The sequence below is a fragment of the Sedimentibacter sp. MB31-C6 genome (assembly GCF_035934735.1).
Taxonomy (GTDB): domain Bacteria; phylum Bacillota; class Clostridia; order Tissierellales; family Sedimentibacteraceae; genus Sedimentibacter.
The window spans coordinates 2,861,880-2,878,329 of the sequence record NZ_CP142396.1; the positions used below are offsets into that span (position 1 = coordinate 2,861,880).

The 16,450-nt window shown below is 27.7% G+C and carries 16 protein-coding genes; all 16 read left to right on the forward strand.

Features of this window, described 5'->3' with window-relative positions; translation table 11 throughout:
- Nucleotides 1-376 precede the first annotated feature (376 nt).
- Entirely contained in the window at nucleotides 377-1,057 is a 681-nt protein-coding gene (locus tag U8307_RS13745; protein ID WP_326908736.1) for a single-stranded DNA-binding protein, read from the forward strand.
- A 143-nt stretch (nucleotides 1,058-1,200) separates the two neighbouring features.
- A complete protein-coding gene (locus U8307_RS13750) occupies nucleotides 1,201-3,375 on the forward strand; it encodes a DNA topoisomerase III (RefSeq protein WP_326908737.1) in 2,175 nt (724 codons plus the stop codon).
- A gap of 52 nt (nucleotides 3,376-3,427) precedes the next feature.
- The gene (locus U8307_RS13755; protein WP_326908739.1) at nucleotides 3,428-4,063 is read left to right on the forward strand and encodes a hypothetical protein; all 636 of its coding nucleotides are present in this window, start codon (nucleotides 3,428-3,430) and stop codon (nucleotides 4,061-4,063) included.
- A gap of 29 nt (nucleotides 4,064-4,092) precedes the next feature.
- Complete coding sequence (locus tag U8307_RS13760; RefSeq protein ID WP_326908741.1) at nucleotides 4,093-4,965, forward strand: DNA-3-methyladenine glycosylase family protein; 873 nt, start codon at nucleotides 4,093-4,095, stop codon at nucleotides 4,963-4,965.
- A 23-nt stretch (nucleotides 4,966-4,988) separates the two neighbouring features.
- Complete coding sequence (locus U8307_RS13765) at nucleotides 4,989-5,504, forward strand: transcription repressor NadR (protein ID WP_326908743.1); 516 nt, start codon at nucleotides 4,989-4,991, stop codon at nucleotides 5,502-5,504.
- A gap of 102 nt (nucleotides 5,505-5,606) precedes the next feature.
- Nucleotides 5,607-6,179, forward strand: coding sequence for a hypothetical protein (locus U8307_RS13770; protein ID WP_326908746.1), 573 nt, complete (start codon nucleotides 5,607-5,609; stop codon nucleotides 6,177-6,179).
- Nucleotides 6,180-6,386 carry a hypothetical protein gene (locus tag U8307_RS13775; protein WP_326908748.1) on the forward strand — a complete coding sequence of 69 codons (207 nt, stop codon included), beginning with the start codon at nucleotides 6,180-6,182 and terminating at the stop codon, nucleotides 6,384-6,386.
- A gap of 12 nt (nucleotides 6,387-6,398) precedes the next feature.
- The gene (locus tag U8307_RS13780; RefSeq protein ID WP_326908750.1) at nucleotides 6,399-6,572 is read left to right on the forward strand and encodes a hypothetical protein; all 174 of its coding nucleotides are present in this window, start codon (nucleotides 6,399-6,401) and stop codon (nucleotides 6,570-6,572) included.
- A 110-nt stretch (nucleotides 6,573-6,682) separates the two neighbouring features.
- Nucleotides 6,683-7,609: a restriction endonuclease gene (locus U8307_RS13785; protein WP_326908752.1), complete on the forward strand. Its 927-nt coding sequence runs from the start codon at nucleotides 6,683-6,685 to the stop codon at nucleotides 7,607-7,609.
- Between the two features lie 78 nt (nucleotides 7,610-7,687).
- Nucleotides 7,688-8,263 (forward strand): phosphate propanoyltransferase, encoded by a 576-nt coding sequence (gene pduL / locus U8307_RS13790; protein WP_326908754.1) that lies wholly within the window; start codon nucleotides 7,688-7,690, stop codon nucleotides 8,261-8,263.
- A 296-nt stretch (nucleotides 8,264-8,559) separates the two neighbouring features.
- Nucleotides 8,560-10,353, forward strand: coding sequence for a YgiQ family radical SAM protein (locus U8307_RS13795; RefSeq protein ID WP_326908756.1), 1,794 nt, complete (start codon nucleotides 8,560-8,562; stop codon nucleotides 10,351-10,353).
- A 113-nt stretch (nucleotides 10,354-10,466) separates the two neighbouring features.
- Nucleotides 10,467-11,738: a CapA family protein gene (locus U8307_RS13800; RefSeq protein WP_326908758.1), complete on the forward strand. Its 1,272-nt coding sequence runs from the start codon at nucleotides 10,467-10,469 to the stop codon at nucleotides 11,736-11,738.
- A gap of 19 nt (nucleotides 11,739-11,757) precedes the next feature.
- Nucleotides 11,758-12,585: a diadenylate cyclase CdaA gene (gene cdaA / locus U8307_RS13805; protein WP_326908760.1), complete on the forward strand. Its 828-nt coding sequence runs from the start codon at nucleotides 11,758-11,760 to the stop codon at nucleotides 12,583-12,585.
- The gene (locus U8307_RS13810; protein ID WP_326908762.1) at nucleotides 12,566-13,810 is read left to right on the forward strand and encodes a CdaR family protein; all 1,245 of its coding nucleotides are present in this window, start codon (nucleotides 12,566-12,568) and stop codon (nucleotides 13,808-13,810) included. The genes cdaA and U8307_RS13810 overlap by 20 nt, the downstream gene beginning before the upstream one ends.
- Nucleotides 13,811-13,890: 80 nt before the next feature.
- Nucleotides 13,891-15,288, forward strand: coding sequence for a sigma-54 interaction domain-containing protein (locus tag U8307_RS13815; protein WP_326908764.1), 1,398 nt, complete (start codon nucleotides 13,891-13,893; stop codon nucleotides 15,286-15,288).
- A gap of 257 nt (nucleotides 15,289-15,545) precedes the next feature.
- Nucleotides 15,546-16,445 (forward strand): phosphate butyryltransferase, encoded by a 900-nt coding sequence (locus tag U8307_RS13820; protein WP_326908767.1) that lies wholly within the window; start codon nucleotides 15,546-15,548, stop codon nucleotides 16,443-16,445.
- The last annotated feature ends 5 nt before the right edge of the window (nucleotides 16,446-16,450 follow it).

Genomic DNA, 16,450 nt, shown 5'->3' on the forward strand with positions numbered 1-16,450 from the left:
TACTTAAACTCTGAAATAATACCCAGTTATTATATATCGAACTTATAAGGTTGGCAATAAAAATCGAACAAATAATATACTCTATTACTGTCAATTATATGATGTGTGTAATCATATCTCAAAGAAGGGGTGAACGGTAAAATGTAGTAGGGTGAAAAAATATGAAGCAGAATAAAGAAAAATCTGATTTTAAAACATGCTAAGGAAATATTAAAATATCAGATGTAATTTTAAGTAATGCAAAGCAATATATTTTATAGAAAATACTTTTCATAATGAATACAATTGTATATTTTTTAGATTTTAAAAGCATATATTATATAAATTTGAATATTATGAAATATATAAGACAAATTATAGGGGGAAGAAAAAGGTTATGATTGATAAACAGATGCAGTCAAATTATATTAGAGTTGTTGGAATAATAAACAGTAATTTAGAATTCAGCCACGAAGTATTTGGAGAAAAATTTTATGAATTCTATTTAGAAGTACCAAGATTAAGTGAGACAAAGGATTTGCTGCCTGTTATAATATCGGAGAGGATTATTAATGATATCGATATGGACATCGGAAATAATATTGTTATAGATGGTCAGTTCCGATCTTATAATAGATATGAGGACACAAGTAATAAATTGCTATTAAGGGTATTTGTGAGAGATATTAATGTTCCTAGTGAAGAAGAGTTGGAAGAATTACAGAGACATCCTAATGAAGCCTTTCTAAACGGATATTTGTGTAAAGAAACGAAGTATAGAACTACTCCTTTTGGAAGGGAAATAACTGATATGCTTATTGCAGTTAATAGGTCCTATAACAAATCGGATTATATACCATGTATAGCATGGGGTAGGAATGCAAGATATTGCGAAAAGCTAGAAGTAGGAGATCATGTTAAAATTTGGGGCAGAATACAAAGCAGAAAATATCAAAAAAGAAATAGAAATGATCAATATGAAACTAAAACAGCTTATGAAGTATCCATAACGAAATTAGAACACATAAAAACGGACAATAACAGAAAAAAAGACGATAATGAATTTCTTGAATTGTAATATACTTAGTTTGTAAAGTGAAACTTATAGAGTTTCACTTTTTTAATGTTCATTTTTTTAGATATTAATTAGATAACATTTGTTTATTATTTATTTTTTTTATGATACAATATAACTAAATAAATTTTTAAAGGAATGAAAAAATGATATTAGTTTTAGCAGAAAAACCATCAGTAGGTAAAGATATAGGAAGAGTATTAGGATGCAATAAAAAGCAAAATGGTTATGTAGAGGGAAATAAATACATTGTTACTTGGGCACTCGGTCATTTAGTTGAATTAGCAGAACCTGAAAAATATAATTCTAATTATACAAAATGGAATTTAGATGATTTGCCAATTATTCCAAACCAAATGAAGACGGAAATAATTAAGAAAACTGGAAAACAATTTAAAACAGTTAAAGGTTTATTGAATAGAAATGATGTTAATGAAATTGTAATAGCAACTGATGCAGGAAGAGAAGGAGAACTTGTAGCTAGATGGATAATAGAAAAGTCAAATGTAAAGAAGCCTATAAAAAGACTTTGGATATCTTCTGTAACAGATAAGGCTATTAAGGATGGATTTAATAAATTAAAGGACGGAAGACTTTATGAAAATTTATATCAAGCAGCTTTAGCTAGAGCAGAAGCTGACTGGATAGTTGGAATAAATGCTACAAGAGCTTTAACTTCTAAATACAATGCCCAACTGTCATGTGGAAGAGTTCAAACACCTACCATTGCAATGATTAAATCATTAGAAGATGAAATTCGAGATTTTAAACCATCTAAATATTTTGGTATTGAAGCATTAACAAAGGATTTTAAATTCATCTGGAAGGATAAAAATAATAATACAAGAACTTTTAACAAAGAAAAATGTAATAAGATAAGGAATACAATAAAAAATAATAATTTAATTATTACAAACATAATTAGAAAAAAAGATAAAACCTTTGCTCCCCTTTTATATGATTTAACTGAATTACAAAGGGATGCAAGTAATAAGTTTGGATATTCAGCAAAAGAAACTTTATCAACAATGCAAACTTTATATGAACGTCATAAAGTATTAACGTATCCTCGAACTGATTCAAGGTATATAAGTGATGATATTGTTGAAACTCTAAAAGATAGGGTGAAAGCTTGTAGTGTTGGTCCCTATACTAAATATGGTTATAAAATAAGTTCTCAATCAATTAAAGGAAGTAAACACTTTGTTAATAATAATAAAGTTTCAGATCATCATGCAATTATTCCTACAGAACAAACTGTATTTCTAGGGGATTTATCAGATAAAGAAAGGAAGATTTATGATTTAGTAGTAAAAAGATTTTTAGCAGTATTGTCAAAACCTTATGAATTTGAAAAAATATCAATAGTAGGTAAAATAGGTGATGAAATTTTTGAAACAAAAGGAAAAGTAACTTTATCTAAAGGGTGGAAAGAAATATATGGTTACTATGAAGATGAAGATGTTTTAGATGATTTTCCTTTAGATATTTTAAATACATTAGAAAATGGTAGTAAGTTAAAAGTAGCTTCTGTTAACTTAACTAGTGGTGAAACTAAGCCACCTACAAGATTTACTGAAGCAAGTCTTTTATCTGCGATGGAAAATCCAATTAAGTTTATGAAAAACTCAGATAGCAATTTGAAAAAGACTATTGGAGAAACTGGTGGGTTAGGAACAGTAGCAACTAGGGCAGATATTATAGAAAAATTATTTAATAGCTATGTTTTAGAAAAAAGGGATAAATTTATTTATACTACATCAAAGGGAAAACAGCTTTTAGATTTAGCTCCAGTTGATTTAAAGTCACCTGAATTAACAGCTGAATGGGAGCAAAAATTAAATAAAATTTCAAAGGGCAATCTTAATAAAAATAGCTTTATTAATGAAATGAAAGATTATACTAAAAAAATTATTAGAGAAATTATAAGTAGTGAAAAAAATTTTATTCATGATAATGAAACTAAGTCTAAATGCCCTGATTGTGGAAGCTATTTATTAGAGGTTAATGGAAAAAAAGGGATTATGTTAGTTTGTCAAAACAGAGAGTGTAATTATAAAAGAAGAATTTCACAAATATCAAATGCAAGATGCCCTAATTGTCATAAGAAACTTGAACTTAGAGGAGAGGGCGAAGGTAAAATATTTGTTTGTAAATGTGGATATAGAGAAAAACTATCAGCTTTTAATAAAAGAAAAGAAAATGAAAAAACTGCAATTTCCAAAAAAGAAGCATCTAAATTTTTAGCTAAACAAAATAACGATAAAAACGAAAGTATTAATACTGCATTGGCAGATGCTTTAGCAAAATTAAAACTTTAATAAAAGTATAGTGTTTTTATTATATTAGAGATATATAATTTAAGGAGAAAATATGTATTTTTTGATTATTGTTATAGTAGCATTTCTATTATATGCTGTATTTAAGAGAAGAACCTTAGTAAAACAAGTAGAATTATTTAATAAACTGTTATATATAGAAAAAAGCCCAGAAAAATATATTAATGAAATAAATAAAATTTTGTTAAAAGTACAATCAGATAATGAAAGAAATATTAATTTCATTCAAAAAACTACAGGATTATTTTATGCTGGAAGATTTGAAGAAGCAATAAATATTTTAAAAAACGAAGTAAAAAAAATACCTCCAAATTGGCAACATATATATTATCATAATTTAATTTTAAGTTTATATTTTAATGGAGATATAGAAGAAGGTAATAATGTTTTTTCCGAAGCAGATGAAATTTTAAAAATATATGCGAAAAAAGAGTATAATAAGGCAGCAATAGATTTAATTTATGCGATTTCAGATTTTTATAATGGTAAAGGTTTAATAAGAAAAGACTTTTTTATGAATTTGAAAGAAACAGGTCGAAATGATTATAGAATTGCTATTGCATATTATTTTTTAAGTAAAATTAATGAAGATGAAGATAATATAGAAGAAAGTGAACTGAATTTGGAAAAAGCGCAAATATATGGGCAAGGTAGCTTTATAGAAAGATGATACAATTTATAATTAGAAGGGACATGCTTATGAATATTACAGAAATTAATAATGGGCTAATTTTAGAAAATGTTAAAGATTTTAATGTAACTCATATATTTGATTGTGGACAATGTTTTAGATGGAATAAAGAAGATAATGGTAGTTATACTGGCGTTGTAAAAAACAAAGTAATAAATGTTTCTCAAAATGGTTCTAACATTATTTTTAAAAATATAAATATTGATGATTATGAAAATATTATTAAAAGTTACTTTGATATAGATACTGACTATTCTGATATAAAAAAAAGTATCAATAAAGATGATATTATGGGAAAAGCAATAAAATATGGAGAAGGTATCAGAATTTTAAATCAAGATGAATGGGAAACGATGATCTCTTTTATGATTTCTGCAAACAATAGAATTCCTATGATTAAAAAGGTTATAGAAAATTTGAGTAAAAACTTTGGAGAATATATTTGCACATATAAGAATAAAGAGTATTACCAATTTCCTACACCTAAAAGATTATCAGAATCGTCATTGGAAAAAATAAAGGATTGTAAGGCAGGATTTCGTTCAGAGCGTATAAAAGAAGCAGCAATAAGGTTTCTTAATGAAAAGGATATTATATATGATTTGAAAAATAGAAGCTACGATGAAGGTCTAGAATATTTAAAGACATATAAAGGGATTGGAGACAAGGTTGCAAATTGCATATTATTGTTTTCAATGAAACAATTTTATACATTTCCTGTAGATGTTTGGGTTCGAAGGGTAATGCAAACATTATATGTAGATAAGAATACAAGTGATAAAGAAATAAGACAGTTTGCAGAAAATAAATTTGGTAAACTGTCAGGATATGCACAACAATATCTTTTTTATTACGCTAGGGAACTAGCAATAGGCAAATAATATATTTATTAAGGAGGAATAATATGACAGCTCAAGAACGACGAAAAGAAATTGAAAAATTACTAAAAAAATCAACAGAATCAATATCAGCTACAACTCTAGCTAAAAAATTTTCTGTTAGTCGTCAAATAATAGTTGGGGATATTGCATTGTTGAGAGCAGCAGGTTTGAAAATTTCTGCAACTCCTAGAGGTTATATTATGAATTCTACTATAGAAAATACGGATTTGATATTTACCATTGCTTGTAATCATAGTAAGGAAGATACAGCAAAGGAGCTATATACGATAGTAGACAATGGTGGTACTATACTTGATGTTACAGTTGAACATCCTATATATGGAGAAATAATTGGTGAATTAAGAATTTCATCTAGATATGATGTGGATTTATTTTTGAAAAAAACTGATAATTATAAAGCACAGCCACTAAATAAATTAACAGGCGGTATTCACTTACACAGGATTAAATGTAATAATAAAGAAGTCATGGAAAGAATAGTACATGAACTTAAAAAGGAAAAGATATTATTAAATTAAAAATAATGTTTGACAAAAAAGAGTTACCTAATTATAATGTAGTAGACAGGTGTCAAGACACATAACAAGACACAAATATTTCTTTGGAAGAAGGTAATTCTAATGTTTAGAAATAATAAACTTTACTTTATGATAGTTTCAGCTTTACTTTGTGCAATTGGAATAGGTATACCAATAATATCACCTATTAAAATTACTCTAGAGCCTGCTTCTTTTACACTTGCTAGTCACGTACCTATATTTATTGCAATGTTTATTTCACCATCAACGGCAATTTTTGTTTCTGTTGGTTCAACTATAGGATTTTTACTGGGAGGCTTTCCTATTGTAGTGGTAATGAGAGCTTCAACTCATGTAGTTTTTGCTTCGTTAGGAGCACTTATTTTAAAGAAGTATCCAAAAGTTTTAGAAAAAACTAAATTATCTATATTATATTCATTTTGTATTAGTGTTCTTCATGGGATTTGTGAAGTTCTAATAGTGCTACCATTTTACTTTAACAACAGTATGTCTGCTGGATATTACACTAAGGGATTTATAATTTCCGTAATTCTGTTGGTAGGCGTTGGAACAATTATTCACAGTATGATAGATTTCGGAATTTCTAAAGTAATATGGAATTATTTAATTAAAGCAGTTAAAATTCCTAAGTACGCAGATGTTACTAAAAATTAAATGAAAAATTTGTTTTTAAAGATTGAAATTTCAGTAATTACTGTTAAATTTCAATCTTTTTTTGTTTTAAATATAAAAATAAAGGAAAAATTTATTAATCCAAGAAGTAGGGAAAGTAAAAATTTTCAAATAATAGATTTTGGCAAATGTGTAATAATAAATAAAGGAACATTAATAGTCAGTTCAGTAAGTGATAAATCAAAATAGAAGGGAAACAAGATGGAAAAAAAATTTGAAGATATAAAAAAGGAATTTATGAATGCTAGTTTAGATGAAAAAATAAGAATTTATACATCAACTCAGGGACTTACAGTAGAACAGTTTAAAGAATTGCTTGCCTATTTCCCATTAAAACATTTAGATAAATTGGAGGAAGCAGTAAATAGCATTTAAATTGAAATATAAAAATCGCCTTAGTAGCAATTATCAATGTTATAAGGTGATTTTTATATTCAATTGCATAAAATAACAATATATGGAAACAATATTATTGGGGTGATAGTATGACTAAAGATAAAAATACAAGAAAAATTTTTATTGAAGAAACATTAGGAACTAGAAAGTATTTAAGTTATAGAGCTGATTTAATAATGTATAAATTATTACTTTGTATATTTGTATTTTTTGTGATAGTTTTTATTTCATCAGATTTAATTTTATCACTTTTAATTGTTACACAAGTATTTATTATTTTTACTTTAATTAACAAGTTGAATATTAATCGCAAATTAAAAGAAGGAGAAGTTTTAGCAATAAAAAAAATAAAGAAAGAATATGTTACTAAGAAATTAAAAGAAATAGATATAGAAAGTTATGAAAATCTTATTAAATTCTTTTTCGAGAAAGAAGGGTATTCAAATATAAAGAGAATTGGTAAGTATGTATATTCAGTTGAACTTGATAATATAACTTATTGTATAAAAATGTTTAATATGTATGAAGGAGCACAAGTGGAAAAACTTGATATAAGAAGTTTTGCAGGGACTATGAGCAAAAATAAAATAAAAAATGGCTATATAGTAACTGCAAATGAACTTTCGGAAGAATCAATAGAAATAATTAATGATTTAAAAGATAATTTGAATATTGTTATAGTAGATTTAGATTTAATTATTGAAAAATTAGAAAAATATAAAATACTACCTGAAAAGAAATTTTTTTATAAAAAAATTTCTGAATTAAAGTATACTGAGAAAAGTAAAAAAATAATAAAAAATAATACATTTAATAGTAAAAAAATAATTATATACATTTTTGCTGCAACTTTTTTTTACATAAATTCGAGACTTTTACCATATAATTCAGTTTCATTGTTTATTTCATTTTATTTTTTATTATTAGCTATTATTAGTTTTGCTTTGTATCTAATTGATAAATACAAATTAGGTAGAAAATTGCCATCAACCTCTATAAGTTCAGGTGACAATTAAAAAAAATCCATTTTTATATTGATATTATGAGTAATTTATATTATAATTCCATTATAATTTAAAAATATGGAGGATATAATGAACTTTCAAGTAACTGTAGGATTATCAAACAAACATGTTCACTTAAGTAAAGAACATATAAATATTTTATTTGGCAATGGACACGAATTAACATCAATTAAGGAATTAAGTCAACCTGGACAATTTGCTTGTGATGAAAAAGTTGATGTTGTAGGACCTAAGAGAACTATTAAAGGTGTAAGAATACTTGGACCTGCAAGAAAAGAATCACAAGTTGAAATATCATATTCTGATGGATTTACATTAGGATTAAAAGATGTACCATTAAGAGATTCAGGTAAATTAGAAGGAACTCCAGGAGTGAAGTTAGTAGGGCCAAAAGGAGAAGTAGAATTAGAAAAGGGTGTAATTATTGCTTCAAGACATTTACATATGCATACTTCAGATGCAGAGAAATTTGGATTGAAAGATAAAGATATAGTTAAGGTAAAAGTGAGCGGTCCAAGGGGATTAACTTTCGATAATGTATTAGTAAGAGTTAATGAAGCTTATGCTTTAGATTTGCATGTTGATGTTGAGGAAGGAAATGCTGCAGGACTTACAAACGGTCAGGTAGTTGAAGTTATAGTATAGAAATAATATATGATAATAAAGATATTATTTATTAATTTAATAAATAAGAAAAATTGTAATTTGAATAAAAACAATAAAATTGTAAGGTAGCATTATAATGCATCTTACAATTTTATTGTTTTTATGTATATAGAAATGAGATAATATAAAAGAATAGAATATTAAATAAAATTATGACTTATCGAAGATTAAACTATTAAAGAAATTTGACGATAATAATTATAGTAATGTAGATATGTTAGAATTAAGAATTTGATATAATTATTCTATTATCTAAATTACTAATTAAAGGAGATATGATGGATTTTTTGCCAATTAATATTGAAGATATGAAAAAAAGAGGATGGGACCAATGTGATTTCGTTTTTGTTACTGGAGATGCTTATGTTGATCATTCATCTTTTGGGGCAGCTATAATATCTAGACTATTGGAGCGTTATGGTTACAAGGTTGGCATAATAGCCCAACCAGACTGGAAAGATGTAAAGTCCTTTAGAGCATTAGGGGAACCTAGACTTGGATTTCTTATAAATTCAGGAAATATAGATTCCATGGTTAATCATTATACAACATTTAAAAAGAAAAGAAGAACAGATGTATATTCTCCTGGAGGAAAACCTAATTTAAGACCAGATCGAGCAGTAACTGTCTACTCAAATAAAATTAGAGAAGCTTATAAACATGCACCTATAATAATAGGAGGTATTGAAGCTAGTTTAAGAAGGTTAAGTCATTATGACTATTGGAGTAATAGTGTTAAAAGATCTATTCTTATGGATTCGGGGGCTAATTTATTAGTTTATGGTATGGGTGAAAAGGCCATAATTCAAATTGCTGAAGCTTTAAATTCAGGATTGCCTATTGAAGAAATTACATTTATAAATGGGACTGTTTATAAAACAAAGGACAAAGAAAGGGCATTTGAACCTGTAATTTTACCTAAGTATGAAGAAGTTTCTATATCAAAGAAAACTTATGCTGACAGTTTTAAAATACAATTTGAAAATACAGATTCAAAATCGGGCAAAACACTTGTAGAACAGTATAATACTGTTTATGTTGTCCAAAACCCTCCAATGGAAATATTAACACAACAAGAGTTAGATGATATTTATGATTTGGATTATATGAATGATTATCATCCTATTTATAAAAACTCAGGAGGAATTCCAGCTTTAAGTGAAATTAAATTCAGTATTACAAGTGTAAGAGGATGCTTTGGTGGTTGTAGTTTTTGTGCACTTAATTTTCATCAAGGTAGGATAGTTCAATCGAGAAGTCATGAATCTATTCTTAAGGAAGCTGAAAAAATGTCAAATGACAAAGAGTTCAAAGGATATATACATGATGTTGGAGGACCTACAGCTAATTTTAGAATTAAAGCATGTAAAAAGCAGGAAAAATATGGAGCATGTAAGGATAAAAATTGTTTGAGTCCTGAAAGATGTAAAAATCTACAAGTAAGTCACTCAGATTATTTAGATTTACTTAGGAAAATTAGGAAAATAAATGGAATTAAAAAGGTGTTTATAAGATCAGGTATTCGATATGATTATGCAATATATGATAAAAATGATAATTTTATTAGGGAATTATGCCAAAATCATATAAGCGGACAACTTAGAACAGCACCAGAACATGTATCGAAATCTGTATTAGAGCTTATGGGCAAACCACCGATAAAAACTTATAATCAATTTGTTAATAAATTTAATGAAGAAAATAAGAAATTAAATATGAAACAATATATTGTTCCTTATTTCATCTCTTCGCATCCTGGCTCTAAAATTAAGGATGCAATAGAATTAGCTGAATATATTAGAGACATAGGGCATATGCCAGAACAAGTTCAGGATTTTTACCCTACACCGGGGACACTTTCAACTTGTATGTATTATACTGGAATTAATCCTTTGACAAGTGACAGTGTTTATATTCCAAAAGATATAGAAGAAAGAAAAATGCAAAGAGCATTACTTCAATACAACAAAAGAGAAAACTATGAATTAGTTTTGAAAGCTTTAAAAAAAGAAAAAAGATATGATTTAATTGGATATAATTCAAAAGCTTTAATTAAACCAAAAAATTAATATAAGAAGTATGAATGCTAAAGTTAAGTATTTTTTAATAATTAATTTATTGCAAAATCATTCATAGTAAGTTAATATTATTATAGATAGTACAATAAATTAAGAGGTATAAAATGAGTAGAAAATTCAGACGCAGAAAAAGGAATAGACGCATAATATTTTTAATTTTAATATTAGTAATTGGAATAGTCGGTGTTTCATTAATTATTAATGGATTAGGAAATGATAATCTAATAGCAGAAGGTGATACTTCTGATAACAATGAAAAAAATGAACAAAACACAAATCAGGAACTAGAGGAAGAACCAGAACCGGAAGAAGAGCCAGATATCTCGATAAACATTGCAGCTACAGGCGATATAATGTTTCATCCATCACAGTTAGATGGTGCTTATAATCCTTTAAGTGGAACGTATGATTTTACTAATAGTTTTAAAGCTGTTAAAGATATACTTCAAGAAGCAGATATAGCTATAGCTAATTTCGAAGGTACAACAGCAGGAAATGAGGTCTATTCTTATCAAGGTTATCCTTTGTTTAATGCGCCAGATGAAGCATTAGATGCTATTAAAGACGCTGGCTTTGATATATTATCAACAGTTAATAATCATTGTTTAGATACAAGAAAAGCTGGAATAATTAGAACTATTGAAGAAATTCAAGCTAGAGGTATGGATAGTATAGGTACTTATAAGGAAAAACCAGAAACTAGAGTGTTAATAAAAGAAGTAGAAGGCATTAAGCTTGCCTTTATAGCATATACTGAAATGGTAAATGGGCTTGAAAGTGTACTTTCACCAGAAGATTTAGACTCAATGGTAAATATAATAGATGAAGCCAAGCTTAAAGAAGACATTGCCTATGCAAAAGAACAAAATGCTGAAGTTATAATTGCATCTCTTCACTGGGGAAATGAATATGCAAGAAAACAAGCAGAAAGACAGGAAGTTTTAGCTGATATGTTGTTTAATGAAGGAGTAGACATTATATTAGGTAGTCATCCACATGTAATACAACAAGCTAAACAGTTAGATTATAATGGTAAATCTAAGTTTGTAGCTTATTCAATGGGGAATTTTATATCAAATCAAAGGATTGAAACTTTAGGCCCCTACGGGATGTCTGAAGAAGAAACTAAATATACTGAAGATGGAATTATAATCAATATAGAAATAAAGAAAAATGGAAAGACAGGGGAAATTTCTATTAACAATATAAAATATATTCCTTTATGGGTATATAAAGGAACAACATCAGATGGTGGTGTAGAGCATGTAGTATATCCGATTATGGATTATATTGAAAGTGATGAATTAAATGATAATTCAAAATCACGTATGAATAGATCATATAATGATACAATGGCACAAGTTAATGTAGAATAAAAAATTGGGAAGTGGTCTGATGGAGCAAATTAAATTAGTCTTTAGTAATATTGGTTTAAATAGTGTAATTGATATAACTATAGTATATTATGTTTTCTACAAGAGTTATATGTTGATAAGGGATATGAGAGCTAAATCCTTATTGAAGGGAATAGTACTTTTAATACTTTTAATACCTATATCAGATATTTTTGAACTATTTATGATAAGTTACATTTTAGAAAATACTTTTGAAGTAGGTATAATTGCATTAGTTATAGTATTTCAACCTGAAATACGTAGAGCTCTTGAATATCTGGGGAGAAGTTCCTTTTCATTATCAAACTTGGACAAAAGTACTCAATCATCAGAAACAGTAATTAAAGAAATTGTAACTGCAACATCGTCTTTGGCTAGACAAAAAATAGGAGCATTAATTATATTTGAGCAAAATGTTGGACTAAATGATATCATTGATAGTGGAACAAAACTTAATGCTAATATTTCAAGTGGACTTTTAATAAATATTTTTATACCAAATACTCCGTTGCATGATGGAGCAGTAATAATAAAAGATTTTTCAATATTAGCAGCTGGATGTTTTTTACCATTAACAGATAACAATTTATTAAGTAAAGATATTGGAACGAGGCATAGGGCAGCCATAGGCATGACTGAAAGATCTGATTCTATAGCAATAGTTGTTTCAGAAGAGACAGGATACATATCCTATGCAGTGGATGGAAGGTTGTATAGAAATATTCAAATATCAGAACTTGAAAACTTATTATCTGGAATTTATACAGAAACTGACAAAATTAATATTTTTGAAAAGTGGAGAAATAAAAATGAAGATAAAAAACGATAAATTATTCATTCAAATAATATGCTTAATTTGCTCCATTGCATTATGGGTAATGGTAATGATTCAAACAAATCCTCCACAAGAAAGAAACATTACAAATGTTCCGGTAAAAATTAAAAATTTAACTGCATTAGAAAACTCTAATATGGTTTTAATGAATAGTGACAAAGATAATTTAACAGTAAATATTAAAGTTAAGGGTAATAGTGATGAACTTATAAAACTAAAAAATAGTGATTTCACTGCTACAATAGATGTTTTAGGTTTTGTTGAAGGAACTACTAATGCTAAAGTGGAAGTGTCAGGTCCCAGTGGTTTAGATATAAACAGTATTTATCCTACTCAAATAGCTTGTAAGGTTGAAAGTATTGTATCTAAAGTTATGGATGTTACTGTTCAGTATGAAGGTGAACATGCAAATAATTATTATAGAGTAAACGGTACACCGAACCCTACTTCTGTAAAAGTAACTGGACCTAGAAGTGTTGTAGATTCTGCTAATCTTGCTATTGCAACTGTTAATGTTGAGGGTGCAAAAGAGGATGTTGTAAAAACTGTACCTGTTAGAATTTATGACGGAAAGGATACAGAGATATTTATGTCTGTTCCAACAGGAAATGTTGAAGTTACAGTACCTATTTATCCTACAAAATATGTTAATCTTAAGACTAGTATTATAGGCGAACCATTAGAAGGATATGAGCTTGTTGATGTTTCTGTAAATCCAAGTAGAGTTAGAATAGCTGGTAGACAAGATATTATTGATACTATTAATGAATTGGAACTTGCTGAACTTGATATATCAGGAGCATACAATAACATATTATCTTCTAAGGAAATTTTAAATGGTGAAAACTTAATATTTTTAGATTTACCTAAAACTCCAGTTGTAAATGCAATGATTGAAGAAGTTATTGAGAAAGAATTTGAATATAATTTAGATGAAATTCAATTTTCTAATTTAAATGAGGGTTACGATATTAATTTACCTGAAACAGATAATGAAATTAAAGTTACAGTTGTTGGTACAAAGAGCAATGTTAATTCATTGAAAAAGGATGATATTAGTTTGAACATAGACTTATCAGATGCTTCCTTAGGATCCAATACTTATATAATAGAAAGTATAACAGACAATGAAGCTTTAGATATAACATTAAATTTAAATACTATCGATGTTGAAATTATTGAGGTGAATTCAGATTCTGAAGACAATAATGAAGATTAAATCAAAGTGAGTTGTAATGAAAAAGAATTCTTATCTTTAGAAGGTAAGAATTCTTTTCATAAAATATGAGAGGTTTTATTATGAAAAAGAAATTAGATATTCAAGTGAATCATCTTGATTATCAAGGTATGTTAGAAGCTATTTTTCTAGCAACACAGGATGCAATAAGTGTTGTCAATGAAAAAGGAGAACATATCATGGTAAATCCGGCTTATACAAAAATAACAGGTATTAAGTACAATGATATTATTGGGAAGGATGCCCTATATGATATTGAACAAGGTTCTAGTCTGCATTTAAAAGTACTATCTACAAAAAAACCAGTTGAAAATACGAAATTAAAAATAAAGCCTAGTGGAAAGACTGTTGTGGCACAAGCTGCTCCCATTATAGTTGATAATGTCATTAAAGGAAGCGTTGCTATACTACATGATATATCAGGAATAAAAAATTTGACTGACAAATTAGAAGAAGCAGAAAAAAAAATAAGAGAGTTAACTTACAAATATAAACCTGAAGATATAATTGGTGAATCAGAAAATATTCAAGAAGTTAAAAGATTAGTAATGAAAGCTGCACAAGTACGTGCAACAGTTTTATTGAGAGGTGAAAGTGGTACTGGAAAGGAACTTTTTGCTAATTCAATTCATGCACAAAGTGACAGAAAAAATAATAGTTTTATAAGGGTGAATTGCGCAGCTATTACTGAAACTCTATTAGAAAGTGAGTTGTTTGGCTATGAAGAAGGTGCTTTTACCGGAGCCAAAAAAGGTGGTAAAAAGGGTTTGTTTGAAGAAGCTGATAAAGGTACAATATTTTTAGATGAAATATCTGAAATAAGTATGAACACTCAAGTAAAATTGTTAAGAGTATTGCAAGAAAAAGAAATAATGAAAGTTGGTGGCACTAAGCCAATATCAATAGATGTAAGAATAATTGCAGCTACAAACTCAGATTTAAGACAAGCGGTTAAAGATGGTAAATTTAGAGAGGATTTGTTTTATAGATTAAATATACTTCCTATATATATACCACCATTAAGAGAACGCAAAAAAGATATTTCTTTATTAATAAAAAGATTTATAGTTAAAATAAATGATGAATATGGAAGAAATATTGTAAATATTGATGATGAAGCAACTAATATATTATTACATTATAATTGGCCAGGGAACGTAAGAGAACTGGAAAATGTAATAGGAAGGTCTATAATTAATATGAACTTTAATGAACAGATAATTATGGCAGAACATTTACCACATCTATATCCATCTAATAAGAAAATTAAGCAAGGTTTAGTCATAAATAATATAGATTATATACAAAAATTGAGTAGTATAATGGAAGAAACAGAATCGGAATATATTAGAAGTGTATATTTAAAACTTGAGAAAAATAAAACTCATACTGCGAAAAAACTAGGAATATCTGTTAGAACCCTTTATTATAAAATGGAGAAGTATGGCATAGTAGATTAGATATGCAAACTTTTGCACAAATATATATTTTGCAATAATTTGCATGCAAATTATTGCAAGCATGCATTTGTTACTTCTATACGGGACGCATTGTATGCGCCCGTAGTTCATATACAATTCAAACATACAACGTTAGGATGACAAGAAATTGTTTATCAATAGTCTGAAATATTGATATAGCAATACTTGTTTTTTTATTATTATTTTTTAGAATTTATTGGCATAAAAATTGCTTAAATCTATTGTGAGGTGAGAATGTGAAAAATTTTAATGATATTTTAGAACTTGCTAGAGTAAAAGGTCCAAAAAAAGTATCTGTAGCTGTAGCTCATGATGAAGGTGTACTTAATGCAATTAAAAAAGCTGTAAATGAAAATATTTGTATTCCTTATCTTATTGGTGACGAAGAAAGAATCAGAGAAATATCTAAAAAAATAAATTTTAATTTAAACAATATTGACGTAATTGATGAAAAGGATGTTGTGAATGCATGCAGGAAAGCGGTATCAATGGTTAATGATGGTATATCTGATATAGTAATGAAAGGGTTAGTGGATACCTCGATTATTTTAAAAGCAGTACTTGATAAAAAAATCGGTTTAAGAACAGGAAATATACTAAGTCATGCTGCTGTTTTCTCAATAGAAAAATATCACAAAGTATTAATAATAACTGATGCTGCTATGAGTATTGCTCCTAGTGTAAATGAAAAAAAACAAATTTTAGAAAATGCAATTGGGTTAGCTCAATCTCTTGATATTACAACTCCAAAGGCTGCTGTTATATGTGCAAAAGAAAAAGTTAGTTTAAATATGCAGGCGACATTGGATGCTCAGGAATTGGTTGAAATGCATAAAGCTGGGATTATTAAACAGTGTTTTCTTGAGGGACCTTATGCACTTGATAATGCAATTTCTAAAGCTGCAGCAGAGCATAAAGGTGTTAAGGGAGATGTTGCTGGCGATGCAGATATATTATTAATGCCTAATATAGAAGCAGGAAATGTTTTGTATAAATCATTAACTTATTTTTCTGACTCAGACAACGCTGGAGTAATTTTAGGAGCGAAAGCACCAATAGTACTTACTTCAAGAGCTGATACAGATGTTGCAAAATTAAATTCAATTGCTTTAGCAGTTTTACGAGCATCAAATTAAAAAGG